10 protein-coding genes and 1 pseudogene are annotated in these 14,657 nt (G+C 48.0%); 5 read left to right on the top strand and 6 right to left on the bottom strand.

Features of this window, described 5'->3' with window-relative positions; all coding sequences use genetic code 11:
• Nucleotides 1-4: 4 nt before the first annotated feature.
• The 5 genes and pseudogenes from pstA to J5I83_RS04755 all read right to left on the bottom strand — a co-directional run bounded on the left by pstA (nucleotide 5) and on the right by J5I83_RS04755 (nucleotide 6,290).
• Nucleotides 5-1,303, bottom strand: a complete 1,299-nt coding sequence (gene pstA, locus J5I83_RS04775; protein WP_304053708.1) for a phosphate ABC transporter permease PstA — start codon at nucleotides 1,301-1,303, stop codon at nucleotides 5-7.
• On the bottom strand, nucleotides 1,296-2,678 hold the full coding sequence (gene pstC / locus J5I83_RS04770; RefSeq protein ID WP_304053706.1) for a phosphate ABC transporter permease subunit PstC: 1,383 nt from the start codon (nucleotides 2,676-2,678) through the stop codon (nucleotides 1,296-1,298). Before pstC ends, pstA begins: the two co-directional genes overlap by 8 nt.
• A 56-nt stretch (nucleotides 2,679-2,734) precedes the next feature.
• Complete coding sequence (locus J5I83_RS04765; RefSeq protein WP_304053704.1) at nucleotides 2,735-3,784, bottom strand: PstS family phosphate ABC transporter substrate-binding protein; 1,050 nt, start codon at nucleotides 3,782-3,784, stop codon at nucleotides 2,735-2,737.
• Between the two features lie 125 nt (nucleotides 3,785-3,909).
• A pseudogene (gene groL / locus J5I83_RS04760) lies at nucleotides 3,910-5,513 on the bottom strand (chaperonin GroEL).
• 219 nt (nucleotides 5,514-5,732) lie between these two features.
• Complete coding sequence (locus J5I83_RS04755) at nucleotides 5,733-6,290, bottom strand: Hsp20/alpha crystallin family protein (protein ID WP_304053702.1); 558 nt, start codon at nucleotides 6,288-6,290, stop codon at nucleotides 5,733-5,735.
• A 418-nt stretch (nucleotides 6,291-6,708) separates the two neighbouring features.
• On the opposite strand from J5I83_RS04755, the gene J5I83_RS04750 reads away from it, so the two are divergent.
• From J5I83_RS04750 to J5I83_RS04740, 3 genes are all read left to right on the top strand, one after another.
• On the top strand, nucleotides 6,709-8,385 hold the full coding sequence (locus tag J5I83_RS04750; RefSeq protein WP_304053699.1) for a YeiH family protein: 1,677 nt from the start codon (nucleotides 6,709-6,711) through the stop codon (nucleotides 8,383-8,385).
• A gap of 221 nt (nucleotides 8,386-8,606) precedes the next feature.
• Nucleotides 8,607-10,184 (top strand): CHAD domain-containing protein, encoded by a 1,578-nt coding sequence (locus J5I83_RS04745; protein WP_304053696.1) that lies wholly within the window; start codon nucleotides 8,607-8,609, stop codon nucleotides 10,182-10,184.
• The gene (locus J5I83_RS04740; protein WP_304053694.1) at nucleotides 10,181-10,918 is read left to right on the top strand and encodes a ParA family protein; all 738 of its coding nucleotides are present in this window, start codon (nucleotides 10,181-10,183) and stop codon (nucleotides 10,916-10,918) included. The genes J5I83_RS04745 and J5I83_RS04740 overlap by 4 nt, the downstream gene beginning before the upstream one ends.
• A 120-nt stretch (nucleotides 10,919-11,038) precedes the next feature.
• Here the strand turns inward: J5I83_RS04740 and J5I83_RS04735 are convergent, their stop codons facing one another.
• Nucleotides 11,039-12,439, bottom strand: coding sequence for an alkaline phosphatase PhoX (locus J5I83_RS04735; protein WP_304053692.1), 1,401 nt, complete (start codon nucleotides 12,437-12,439; stop codon nucleotides 11,039-11,041).
• Nucleotides 12,440-12,922: 483 nt separating this feature from the next.
• Between J5I83_RS04735 and J5I83_RS04730 the strand changes: the two genes are divergently transcribed.
• Complete coding sequence (locus tag J5I83_RS04730; protein WP_304053690.1) at nucleotides 12,923-13,375, top strand: cytochrome c; 453 nt, start codon at nucleotides 12,923-12,925, stop codon at nucleotides 13,373-13,375.
• Between the two features lie 32 nt (nucleotides 13,376-13,407).
• Nucleotides 13,408-14,657 (top strand): cbb3-type cytochrome c oxidase subunit I (locus tag J5I83_RS04725; protein ID WP_304053688.1); only part of this gene is annotated, 1,250 nt, incomplete at its 3' end.

Raw genomic sequence — 14,657 nt, 5'->3', positions numbered from 1 at the left:
TAATTTACCACCGCCGTTCAAATTTCTTGCGCAGGATGATCGCCAGCGCATTCATGACAAAAAGAAATCCTAGCAACACAATAATCGCTGCCGAGGTACGCTCGACAAACGCACGTTCCGGGCTATCTGCCCACAAATAAATTTGTACCGGCAACGCCGTGGCAGGATCAAATATATCTGATGGAATATCAACGATAAAAGCCACCATGCCAATCATCAACAAGGGTGCTGTCTCGCCGAGCGCACGCGCCATACCAATGATCGTACCCGTAAGCATGCCGGGAGTAGCAAGCGGCAGTACATGAAAATAAACTGTTTGCATTTTTGATGCACCCACACCGAGCGCCGCCTCCCGTATGGAAGGCGGCACGGACTTCAGGGCGCCACGGCTGGCGATAATGATCGTAGGCAATGTCATAAAGGCAAGCACCAATCCGCCAACCAGCGGGGCCGAACGCGGAAAACTCATGAAGTTGATAAATACTGCCAGACCAAGGAGTCCAAAAATAATGGATGGCACTGCAGCCAGATTGTTGATATTAACCTCGATCAAATCCACCCACTTGCTTTTGGGAGCAAACTCTTCCAGATAGACAGCAGTGGCGACACCCATCGGAAACGATAACAGCAAAGTTACCAGCAAGGTATAGATCGATCCCATCAACGCGCCCCATATGCCAGCAAGCTCCGGTTCGCGTGAATCGCCATTGGCGAAAAATAACATATTGAACTTAAGTGACAGTTTTTCCTGGGCTGCCAATTGATCAAGCCATGCAATCTGCACATCACGCAGGCGGCGTTCGGTCTCTGGCCCATCTCGATCAATATGCCCTTTAATCAGCATATCCACGTCATCATCCGCCGGTACCCATAGCTGCAGGGTTTGGCCAAGCAAGGCAGGGTCCGCCATGACCATATCCCGCAACTGATAGGCAGCACCCGCACTGACAAGACCATGAAGCTGACGCTTTTCGTTACGACTGGTTACATCAGGAAATAGCTTGCTCAAGCTTGCTTTGACCAGACTGCTATAGTCAGCAGAGGAAAGCACGTCATGGTGGCGTGTTGCTGCCGGATCCAGCAGCTGCTGATCAAAATTGACTTCCAGTTGAATGTGGGTTTGCCGAAAAGCAGTGTAGCCTTTGGACACGATGCTGTAGAACAGCATAAAAAGAAACATCAGGGCCATCATGATGGATATCAGGCCGATGCCGCGGAACAACCTTTCAGATGCGCGCCGCTTAGCCAGGCTGGCGTTGACCAGATCGATTGTTTTCGGTTTTGGCGGGACTAATTCATTCATATTGCTCACGATATTTTCTCACGACATATAATGCGATGACATTGAGGACCAGCGTTACCACAAAAAGTACCAGCCCTAAAGCAAAAGCCGCCAGCGTTTTCGGACTATCAAACTCCTGGTCGCCCACCAGCAAAGTGACGATCTGGACAGTCACTGTGGTAACAGACTCTAATGGATTAGCGGTCAAATTCGCTGCCAGGCCTGCTGCCATCACCACAATCATGGTCTCGCCAATAGCACGTGACACCGCCAGCAGAATGCCCGCCACAATGCCAGGAAGTGCTGCTGGTATCACGACTTTTCTGATCGTTTCAGATTGCGTTGCCCCCAGACTATAAGCGCCGTCACGCAATGATTGTGGTACCGCATAAATCACATCATCAGAAAGTGACGAGACAAACGGAATAATCATGATTCCCATCACGACCCCTGCCGCCAATGCGCTTTCAGATGAAATAGCCAGCCCCAGTGACTCACCCCATCCTCGGAAAAAGGGCGCAACGGTCAATGCTGCGAAAAATCCATATACCACCGTGGGAATACCTGCAAGCACTTCAAGCATGGGTTTACTCAAGGCACGCATGCCTGGTGAGGCATACTCAGCTAAATAGATAGCCGACATCAGCCCAATGGGCACCGCGACTACCATGGCAATGGCTGATACCAGCATGGTGCCGGTGAACAAAGGGACAGCGCCAAATGCACCCGATGCGCCCACCTGGCCGGGCCGTATGGCGGTTTGAGGACTCCACTCCAATCCAAACAGAAAGTCTGTGACAGGCACCGCCTGGAAAAAAAGTATCGCCTCAAATAAAACTGACAGCACAATACCCAAGGTGGTAAATATCGCGATGGTAGAACAGGCTATCAGAAAAATCAGAATCGTATTCTCAACCTTGTTGCGTGCTTTATGTTGCTGATGAATGCGGGATAATGCATAGGTAGCGCCACCCACGCCAAGCGCCATCATGACTGCAAATAATGCCATCTTGCTGATCGCCTGCATTTCACGATAGCGCTCGGCTGCTGCTGCTATTTCTGGCGATATCGTACTTGCCACAATATTGTCACTTACCAGATTGCGAATTTCGTTGATGACAAGGTTTAATTGCTGTTTTGACAGTAACGTGACTTCTTCCGGCAGGCCCGCAATGACCAGATTGGTGATCACTGCCGATTCAGAAAACTGCCAGAAAGTAAAAATAAGCAGCGCCGGAATCCCGCACCACAGCGCAGTGTAGTAGCCATAGTAACCGGGCAAGGAGTTGAGGGAGCGAACATCACCCTTGGAAACTGTCACTGCCCGCCGGCGGCCAAAGAAGAAACTGGCCACCATCAGCATTAGTAAAATCAAAACAAAGGTGAATGTATGCATAACAATTTAACTCAAAAAGGGCGGTGTGGCTTGCACTGCGCCACTTTTTCAACCGGTTAATGACGGCTTACATTTACCCGTAGGGTTTTAACATCCTGAGCGACGGCAGTACGTTCAGCCACTGGCATAGGAATCAACCCTCTGTCTGACAGATAGCCCTCCTCGCCCCAGGCTTTTTCACTGACAAACTCGTGCAAGTATTCCTTGATTCCTGGAATCATACCGACGTGCGCTTTCTTCACATAAAAAAACAGTGGGCGGGAAATGGGATAGCTATTATCTGCAATCGCTTCAAACGATGGTGCAACCCCGTCAATCATTAGACCCTGCACCTTGTCAGTATTCTGATCCAGGAAGCTATAGCCAAAAATACCTACTGCATTTGGATTTGCTTCCAGCTTCTGTACAATCAGGTTATCGTTTTCACCTGCCTCAACATAAGCGCCATCTTCACGAATTGCATGGCAAATTGACTTGTACTGCTTTTCATCCTCTTTTTCTTTTGCTGCGATCCAATCAAACTTTTTACAACCTCCTTCCATGGCAAGCTCGACAAAAGCATCACGGGTGCCTGAGGTGGGTGGCGGGCCGAGCACTTCAATGGCAGTATTCGGCAAATCGGAGTTGACCTCTTTCCAGGTCTTAAAGGGATTGGGCACCAATTTTTCGCTACCCTTGGGATCGGGAACATTCTTGGCCAGCGCTAAAAACAGGTCTTTTCGCGAAAACTGCAATTGCTCAGCTTTTTTGGCATTGGCAATGACAATGCCGTCATAGCCAATTTTCACTTCGATGATATCTGTAACTCCGTTGGCAGCACAGGCGTCGATCTCTGACTTTTTGATGGCACGGGAAGAATTGGTAATATCAGGATGCGCAACCCCTATCCCGCCACAAAAAAGCTTGAAACCGCCGCCAGAACCTGTGGATTCAATTTTTGGCGTTTTAAATCGGCTGGTCTTACCGAAAGTTTCAGCCACGACCGTGGCAAAAGGATAAACCGTGGAGGAGCCAACAATACTGACATAATCACGCGCGGCCTGCGCGAAACATGGGATTGCGGCAGTCAGTAGCGCCATGGTCAAAACAAATGATTTTCTGGACATTTCTTTCCTCCTTTAGGATAACAATTAGATGATGTTATATATCCCTATTGCTAACCCTGAAATACTATGTGCCTCATTTGTTACAAAATTATGACAATCGCTCAAATCTCCTGGTTTTATTCATCTTATGTCCCATGTGTTTCTTCAGCAGGCTCAGCCAGGCCAGCGATCATGACATCGGCCGTCAGAATCAGACCGGCAATCGAAGCTGCGTTCTGTAAGGCAGAGCGTGTCACTTTCGTGGGATCGAGCACCCCCATTTCCAGCAGATCGCCATACTCCGCGGAAGCTGCGTTATAGCCAAAGTTACCGCTTTCTTTCAATACATTGGCCAGTACGATGGATGGCTCACCGCCCGCGTTGATGACAATTTGCCGTAAAGGTTCCTCTAACGCCCGCAGGACAATCTGGATACCGGCATTCTGCTCATGATTATCACCCTGCAGGACACCGATCGCCGTTCTGGCGCGCAGTAAAGCGACACCGCCACCTGGTACGATCCCCTCTTCCACAGCGGCACGCGTGGCACGCGTAGCATCTTCGATCCGGCTTTTTTTCTCTTTCATCCCTGTTTCGGTCGCGGCGCCCACCTTGATAACCGCCACACCCCAGCGAGCCTGGCCGCACGCTCCTGTAACTTTTGCTTGTCGTAATTACTTGAAGGTACTTCAATCTGTTGATGGATTTCTTTGATACGGTTCTGGATCTTCTCAATCTCCCCAACCCCGCCAATGAGTATCGTATTTTCCTTATCTACTACAACGCGCTTCGCCTGGCCAAGTGCTTGCAGGGTAATCTTTTGCAGAAGAAGACCGCTTGCTTCAGTAATCACAGCGCCACCAGTGAGAATCGCAATATCTTCCAGGATCGCCTTGCGCCGGTCATCAAATTCTGGCGCTTTAACGGCTATTGCTTTAAGAATGCCACGTAGATTATTGATCACCAATGCTGCCAGTGCTTCCCCCTCAACATCCTCTGCAATGATCAGTAACGGCCGATTAGCCTGGGAAACTTGCTCTAGCAAGGGTAACAAATCATGGATATTGCTGATTTTCTTTTCACACAGCAGGATATAGGGATCATCCAGTTCGACTGTTTGTCTTTCCGGCTTGTTGATGAAATAGGGAGACAGGTAACCGCGCTCAAACTGCATGCCCTCTACAATCTCCAGTTCATTTTCCAGCCCTTGGCCATCTTCGACTGTAATGACCCCTTCCTTTCCTACTTTCTCCATCGCTGCAGCAATGATTTCGCCTACCGCCGTATCGGCATTCGCAGAAATAGCAGCCACCTGGGCAATTTCTTTGCGGGTGATGCATGGTCTGGATACTGCTCCCAGCGTCTCCACGATAGCCGCCACCGCTATGTCGATACCACGCTTCAAATCCATCGGATTCATTCCTGCTGCGACAAACTTCATGCCTTCGCGCACGATGGCCTGGGCCAGGATTGTCGCGGTAGTCGTGCCATCTCCTGCCGTAGCGGATGTCTTACTGGCGACTTCTCGCACCATCAGTGCACCCATATTCTCAAACTTATCCTCAAGCTCGATTTCCCTCGCCACCACTACACCAGAATTGGCGATCAGCGGTGAACCATCAGCACGTTCGAGAATAACATTGCGGCCACGCGGGCCGAGCGTGACCTTGACTGCATCGGCTAGAATATTCATGCCGCAGGCAATCTTGCTGTATACCGCATCATGAAACAGGATTTGCTTTGCCGGCAATGGAACCTCCTGGACGATCGTTTCTCAGCTTACCCGGATTACTTCACTCAAAAGGCTATCTGTAAACAGATCGCAGATAGATAAAAGCGGACCCTAAAGCGAGTTAAAGCGGGGCACCTCTCGCCTCTGTAGCCACAGTGCCCAGACTTAGACACAGCATGATGCTACCCTTAGCTGCAGTAACTGCCCCTGCTGTGAATAGGCAAGACTTCCTCGCTGCTACATGATCTCGATCTGTTTGATCGTTTTCACATGTTTTTTCGGCAATATTAATTCCAGCACGCCATTTTCATATTTAGCCTGTGCCTTGTTTTCATCGATTTCCTCGTCCAGACGGAATGTACGGGAGATTGCTTCTTGCGAACGCTCGCGAGAAATGACTCTTTCACCCTCTTTTGGTTCTGCCGCCTTCTTTTTATCGACACTGATGGAAACACGGTTGCCTTCCAGTTGAACTTTGATATCTTCTTTATTTGCCCCGGGAATATCTGCAAGGACGGTGTAAACAGTATCATTTTCAGACAAATCGACTTTCATTTCTGGAATATCTCCTATATGTATCCGTTGACCTAAATTGGTGAGCCAATCTTCAATAGTGGCAAAAAGATCGGATCGCGCAACAGTACTTGGCAAAGTTGCCGGTGTTGGCGTAGCGCTTGTCTCGCCAGACGGAATTGAAGGCGGCGCGACGCTTGCCTCATTCGCTGAAGCTGAAGGTGCCGGTGTGGCGGTTATCTCGCTAGACGGAGCTGAAGATGCTCGCTTGGTACTTGTCATGATGGTTCTCCTTAACTGAAGCAACATAATTTTGAAACCTGGCCAAACCAAACAGTTACTCAAATCGGCGACTGCTGAAATAAGCATGTATTGCTCAATCTCAACCTTATTAATTACAAGATGATCTAAACTGCAAATGCCACTGTTTCCTTGCTGTTTGAGCCACTCACTCAGTCTGCCCTGCAAGCTTCTGCTGCAGTAGCACGCAATAACCGAGGACGTCATTCATACTAGATTCGTAATCAAAAAAAATATATACGTAGAAATACTTATAACCACTTTACGAACAGTGACTTGCAACATGCCAAAGTACAAATAACATTGCGCTACCGCCAAGATATCAATAACATAAGATGATGTTCTTTTTTATTCTCTCTGATTTTTAGCTGGGTAATCACACTTATTACTACTATCGAATATGACCAAGCACCATCAACAACCTTTTTTTAAAACAGAAGATTTTTGGGCCATCATCATTGGTAGCTTTTTATTGCTAGCCGGGCTGGCGATTTACTTCTCGCTTCTTTCTGCAGATTTGAAGCAGAAAATTGCCGAAACTTCAGCAATCATTCAAAGCGAAGCCGGCAAACCGATCAAAACTGTCGCCTGGCACGAAGCCACAGCGGAATTAGCCAAACTGAAATTATCGGAGGATCCCATTGGCAAATTCCTGAAAAACCTCACCACCCTGCCCAATAAATGGAGCAATAATCCTATTGAAGCTTTTTACAAGCCAGCCACCCCTGCCGATATGGCGGCAGAAACCAATGCGCTCGCTTTAGCACGCGAGCAGGCACTGGTTGCTGAACTCGCCGCGCAGACTGTTGATTTTAAGATAGAAACGCTCAATTCATCGGCCCAGAGCGCCATTGAGCAATGGCAACAGCTTTTGAGTGAAACTGAAAAGAAAAAAGCAAAACTGAAAGCAGGTGCTTTCTCCCTGCCCCATATCATCCTGCTTTTCGGATTTCTGGCGGTATTATTTGGCATAGGCGCCAAAGTGCAGGGTATCCCCTTCAAACAGTTCGCCCAAGGTTTTGTGCCCGTCTTTCTGCTGTCGCTGATTTCACTATTTCTGGCAGCACAGAATGATTTCAAGGATTTCGGTATCGAATACGCCATATGGGCTATCCTGCTGGGCATCATCATCAGCAACACCATCGGCACACCAGGCTGGGCGACCAGCGCATTACAAACGGAGTTTTTCATTAAAACCGGGCTGGTTTTAATGGGAGCAGAGTTGATGATCGGTAAAATCCTCGCTATTGGCCTGCCTGGCATTTTTGTAGCCTGGATAGTTACACCCATCGTCTTGGTAACAACCTACTGGTTTGGTCAGAATATATTGAAGATCGCTTCCAAATCGCTCAACATCACGATCAGTGCCGATATGAGCGTATGCGGCGTATCTGCTGCGATTGCTACGGCCGCGGCCAGCAAGGCCAGCCGCGAGGAACTCACCGTGGCGATCAGCCTGAGCATGGTTTTCACCGCTATCATGATGGTGGTGATGCCACTTTTCGTCAAATTTACCGGCATGCCGGAAGTGCTGGGCGGGGCCTGGATCGGCGGCACAGTCGATAGTTCCGGCGCAGTAGTGGCCGCTGGCGCAGCGCTGGGTGAAAAAGCGATGTATGTCGCGACCACGATCAAAATGATTCAGAACATGCTGATAGGCCTTGTCGCCTTTTGTGTTGCCATTTATTTTGCAACCAAGGTAGAAAAGGATGCACAAGCGCCGCAAATCGGTATCGGAGAAATCTGGCATCGTTTCCCTAAATTCATTCTCGGCTTTATTGGCGCAAGCGTCCTGTTTTCAATCCTTTATGCATCGCTGGATAAACATATCGCCAATCTGGTGCTGGAAAACGGCATTCTGAGTGATTTCACCAGAAATCTGCGAACATGGTTTTTTTGCCTGGCGTTTGCCAGTATCGGCCTGTCGACCAATTTCAAAACGCTCAAGCATCATTTTGTTGGTGGCAAACCATTGATACTTTATGTTTGTGGACAGCTGCTGAATCTGCTGTTAACCCTGGGCGCTGCTTACTTAATGTTTTATATCGTGTTTCCGGAAATTACAGCGATGATTTGATTCCTGCTCATAGCTCTGGCGACAGCATGAAAAGATAGCTTCTGCATAGCTGTTTTTATTTGTCCTGACAGCCCAGGCTATTGCCGCAGAGGATGCGGGATTGGTTTCCATCTGGCTGGCAAAACAATCTTTTGATTATCCTCATGCGCAAAAAAATTAATTGATAATTCTATAATGGACCATATCAATCATGTCTGACCGTTCTTCCTTTTCCTAATGCTATGGCATCAGCCCACTGCATCCAGTTCGTTCTTAATCAAAAGACAGATATTGAGCATATTTTTACGTTGCTGTGCCAACAATATGCCTCGCACGAAGCTAGCCATATCCGTATTCAAAGGCAATATCTGGATTCTTTTGATTGGCGACTTTATCACGGCGGTTATGTTTGCGGCATGGACAGCCACGGCAGCGCGCATCATTTTTTTATCTGCCATAAGGAAACTGACAACAGTACTTATAAATTTCCACTCGATAAAGTGGCCAGATTTTCACACGATATTCGCCATAAATCATGTCGCCAATTACTGGATAGCGTCCTTGGCATCAGAGCACTAATCACGGTTGCAACCATTCATATCAAGCGCAGGCAATTGCTGGTATTGGATAAGGAAGGCAAGACGCTTGCCATCCTGCATGCTGAAAGTTATTCAATGACAGGGCAAGCTGAGGATAACAGCATTCCTGCTCGCCTGATGGTGCTTCCGGTCAGAGGCTATAAAAAAGCATTTAAGCAGGTAGTGCAATATAGCAGTCAACATTTGAAGTTGCCCCACGCGAGCAGCACCCTGTTTGATGAAGTTCTTGCAGCAACCGGGCAAACACCTGCCGCACCGGCAATAGTCCAGAAATTAACAGAGTCGCTGAATACCCGGGAAGCACTCCAGATTTTGCTGACACACTTACTCAGCGTCATACAGGCAAATGAGCAAGGCATATGCGCTGCAATCGACACGGAATTCCTGCATGATTATCGTGTTGCCGTAAGGCGTGCCCGATCAATTCTAGGCCAGATCAAACAGGTGTTTCCTGATAAAGTGCTCGCTTACTTCAGACAAGAGCTGTCTTGGCTGGGAACGATGACAGGCCCTACGCGTGATCTTGATATGTACTTATTAAAATTTGATGGTTATACGCAAGAACTTCCGTCAGGGCTGCAGAACGATCTCATCCCGTTCCGGCAATTCTTGCAGCGTCACTGGCAAGTGGAACATAAGCAGCTATGTCAGGCACTGAATTCAAAACGTTACCATAAACTGATCAGCGAATGGCAACGCATTCTGACAAATAAACCTGACCGATCGCAGGCGGCTTCGAACGCAATTCAACCAGCCAAACAAGTGGCCAATCAACGCATCTGGAAACTGTACAAAAGAGTCCTCAGGGAAGGCGCAGCGATTAGTGAGCAATCGCATGATGAAGAGCTACATGAGCTTCGCAAGACTTGCAAAAAATTCCGCTATCTGCTCGAGTTTTTTCATGATTATTATGCGGATGAGCAAATTAAGAAATTGATAAAAACACTCAAACTGTTGCAAGAAAATCTGGGTGATTTTCAGGATCTCAGCATTCAGATAACACAATTAATCCGCTTTGCGCAGGAAATGCAGGATGAGGGATTGGCTGAAACAAAAACCATCATCGCCATGGGTGTACTGGTAGAAAAACTGACCGCGCGCAAAGAAGCGGTTCGGGCGCACTTTGAGGAATGTTTTAAGGAATTTACCTCACCCAGTAAAAGGGCGGAATTTACAAACGCACTTAGCCCCCATCATCAACCGGGAGGTATGTCAGTATGAAAATTGTTGCCTGCTACAACATCAAAGGTGGTATCGGAAAAACAGCCACAACCGTCAATTTAGCTTATCTCGCAGCCAGGGAAGGCGCCAGGACGCTGGTTTGGGATCTGGATCCGCAAGGTGCAACCAGCTTTTACTTCCGGATAAAACCCAAAGTAAAAAAAGGTGGTGCAGGATTGCTTTCCGGTAAAAAAGAATTGGATGATGTGATTAAAGGAACCGATCATATCAACCTGGACCTGGTGCCTGCCGATTTTTCCTATCGAAACCTCGATCTTGCGTTAGATGATTTTAAAAATTCTGACAAAAGAATTCGTAAGCTGTTGAAACCACTGGATACAGAATATGATTACATCTTTCTTGATTGTCCGCCCAGTGTTTCACTGGTATCCGAGAATATTCTCGTCGCCGCCGACATCATTATCGCGCCAACAATCCCAACAACCCTGTCTTTGCGCACACTGGACCAGATCCTTGAATTCTGCAATAAAATTGGGGTTGCACACGCCAAGGTTTTCATGTTCTTTTCCATGGTTGATTTACGCAAAAAACTGCACAAACAGATCATTGAAAACCCGCCTGATAATGTGCGTATCCTGAAAACCTGCATCCCTTATGCCAGTGATATCGAACAAATGGGCATCCATCGTCAGCCAGTGCCTCTGTTCGCCAAAAATAGCCGAGCTGGAAAAGCTTACGAGGCGCTTTGGGACGAAATCAAAGAGTTAAGCTAGATTCCGCCACTGGATGGAGCGAGAGAGCGTCTAGTGGAATTTTTAAAATAAAAAGGAGTGCCGCCATGTTTTCATTATGGCGGCACTCCTGATGGGGATACAAAAGGAAAGTTTATTTCATCAAGCCTGGCCCTTGCGCCAAGGACCTTCGATCACCAGCGTCATACCAGGATTCTGAATATTGACGAACATGAAGCGGCCATTATGCGAGAAACAACCACCACAAAACTCGGCTGTATTGACCAAATTCTCTGCCACCCTGAACAATTCGCCTTCTGAATTTACACCGACGATATTGTCCCCCCCGCTACCATCTTCAAACATATAGATACGGCCGTCGGGGCCAACAGTGATATTATCCGGTGCATCCAGCCCATCACGGCTTTCTGACTCGACCACTAGCGTTAAAGTTTCGGTTGCTGGGTGGTAGGCCCAAATCTGCCCTGCGCCCAAATTTCCGCCATTCGAACAGCAGAAATATATCAGATCATTGCCATACCACGCGCCTTCGCCGCGTGAGAAAATCGTAGCGCCTTTTGCCTGACCCTGTGCACGAGTACTGTTGTCGAACACATTGTCAGCAGGATCTGGGTTATCAATCGTGACCCATTCGCAAGCCAGCGGTACACCCTTGAGCTCCAGAAAACCGGTACGGGTATTGGTTACATCAGAAAAATTTTTGAGCTTCAATGCTTGCAGCTTCCCTCCCGCCAGCAGCTCACCTTTGATGTTCGGTACATAACGGTAGAACAAGCTATCGCCGACATCCTCAGTCTGGTAGACGATGCCGGTGCGCGGATCGGTTGCTGTGGCCTCATGATTGAAACGGCCCATGGCGACAATAGGCACGGCTTGCACAGGCGCGTGCACAAACGCGGGCACTTCAAACACATAACCATAAGGCTTCTGGTAACCCGTTTCGCTACCCGTCGGCAGCGAAGTGCTTTCCTCACAGGTCAACCAGGTTCCCCATGGCGTTAAACCACCAGCACAATTGTTATTAGTACCACCCAACGAGGCAAAATCACGCATCAGCATGCCGTCGCTGTTTAAAACAAGCGTAGTCGTGCCACCATTGCACCAGGTATCGTACTTCAGTTCACTGGGCACCAATACGCCATCGAGATTGCCGAATTTATTCTCACGGTTGCTAAGCTCGTGGTTACGCACCAGAATGGTCGTACCATTCAGCCCACGGTAAGCTGCCATACCATCTTGATCGCCAGGCACGATCGACCCATCACTCATGCGTTGGCCCGTCCATGACACCGCCCAGTAACGGAACCCGGGAGGAAGCGAGATGATTGGAATGTTACGAAAATCGAAAGCCAGCGACGCTGGATCATCAACCCGGTATGCAAATAATTCACTGGTGTTGAGTGGCAACGCTGGGGTAAGTGGGCCGAAACCAGGACCGAAACTGGGAGCACCCGCGGAAGGACGGCTGTAAAAGGCGGTAAGTGGCGCCAACATGGCACCCGCGCTCATCAGCTTGATAAATTCACGACGAGAATTAGACATTGATTGTTCTCCATCCACATTATTTAGAATAGATATGCATCTGTTTTGTTGCGCTTAATTGATCGATCAAACACTGCAAAGATAATGTGGGATTGTTAAATGCTTGTGACGCATATATGACGTTTTAATGAGAGGAAAACATTAAGAAAAAGCGCGCTTCTATTATTGAGCTCTAAAATGGCTTACTTGAACTGCACAGCCTAATCTATTCACCCCTATCCTTGACCTCGAGGTCAGGTTGCACTCGTTTTTTGAGCAGGTTCTTTCACGTTAAGTCATGGGAAAGATGGAGATATCACAGCTTATATTTAAACAAAAATTTTTCTCCCGGCATCGATTTAGTACACAGGCTTCTCATTGTAAGAAGCTTGCGTTAGAATCAGAGACGGTTTCTAGAGAAACCATTTATCCATATGATTATTATGGTTAAAATCAAATGTAGCCGATGTGTGAATTTTGACCATTTGTAAACAAGGGGGAGGTATGGCAGAACGTTTTACCAAATCCGCAGCACGCAATATTTTCTATGGTGGTTCAATTTTCTTTCTGGTGACTTTCACGCTTTTAACTGTTCACAGTCATTTCTATATCAAAAATGTTTCAACAGATGAATCTACTTTGACCGAGGCAGTCGCCAGAGGAAAGCATGTGTGGGAACGCCATTCCTGTATTAATTGTCATGCTCTCCTGGGTGAGGGCGCATACTTTGCCCCGGAATTAGGAAATGTGTGGGTCCGCTACGGCGGACGTGAAAGTCCGGAAGGCGCACGCATGGGCCTAAAAGCCTGGATGCGCGCCCAGCCTACAGGTGTCCCAGGACGGCGGCAAATGCCGCAGTTCAATCTGACAGAACAGGAGCTGGATGACCTAATTGATTTTCTTGAATGGACGAGTCGTATCGATACGCTGGGCTGGCCCCCAAATGATGCTGGCTGACTGCATGTACGATTTACTTAAGGAGATTCATGATGAAATATCAGACCCAGAAACTTGCTTATCCCTATTTTGTAGCGGCGCTGGCCTTATTCCTGGTTCAGGTATTAGCTGGTGTGCTTGCGGGCATCATTTACGTTTTTCCGAATTTTCTGTCGGAAGCCGTTCCCTTTCATATTGTTCGAATGATACATACCAACGCTCTTCTGGTATGGCTGCTGCTGGGCTATTTTGGAGCCAGTTATTTTCTGATTCCAGAAGAAAGTGAATGTGAAATCCATAGCCCCAAGCTAGCCTGGCTACAGCTAGGGATCTTTGTGTTTGCCGCCTTGGCCGCTGTTGTCGGTTATCTTTTCGGGATCCATGAAGGGCGCGAATTACTGGAGCAGCCTTTTTGGATCAAGATTCTGATGGTGATTGCTTTTTTGTTGTTTATTTACAATGTAACGATGACCGTTCTTAAAGGGCGGAAAACCGTCGTTTCCATTGTTTTGCTGCTGGGTCTCTGGGGCGCCGCAATATTTTTCCTCTTTGCTTTTTACAATCCAGACAACCTGGCCTTGGATAAGCTGTACTGGTGGTGGGTTGTGCATGTCTGGGTTGAAGGGGTATGGGAATTGATTATGGCGGCCATGCTGGCCTTCTTGTTGATTAAGCTAACCGGAGTCGATCGTGAAGTGATAGAAAAGTGGCTTTACGTCATCGTTGGTTTCTCTCTGTTTAGTGGCTTGCTGGGAACCGGCCACCACTATTACTGGATAGGTACGCCGGAATACTGGCACTGGATTGGCGCAGTATTCTCGATTCTGGAAGTCGTGCCTTTTTTCGCTATGATCCTGTGGGCTTTTTATCTGGTTTATCAAAGCGGGCGCAACCATCCCAATAAAGCGGCAACACTCTGGAGCCTGGGTTGCCCGGTCATGGCTTTTTTTGGGGCAGGAATATTAGGTCTCATGCATAGTTTTCCATCGATCAATTACTATACCCATGGCACTCAGTTGACAGCGGCGCATGGGCACCTGGCTTTTTATGGCGCCTATGTGATGTTGAATCTGGCTTTCTTTACCTATGCCTTGCCTGCCTTACGGGGATTGCAGCCATTCAACCAGATTCTGAATATGTGGAGTTTCTGGTTCATGACGGGCGCCATGGTATTCATGACGCTTACGCTTGCGTTCGCGGGTATCCTGCAGACCCATCTTCAGCGTGTGCTGGCCATGGGTTTTATGCAAATCCAGTCACAAATTGAATTGTTCTATTGGTTCCGGCTAGGGGCAGGTCTATG

Source organism: Nitrosomonas communis (assembly GCF_024102715.1).
Lineage (GTDB): Bacteria > Pseudomonadota > Gammaproteobacteria > Burkholderiales > Nitrosomonadaceae > Nitrosomonas > Nitrosomonas communis_B.
The sequence above is the reverse complement of the archived record's forward strand: the minus strand, read 5'-3'. Positions and strand labels throughout refer to the sequence as shown.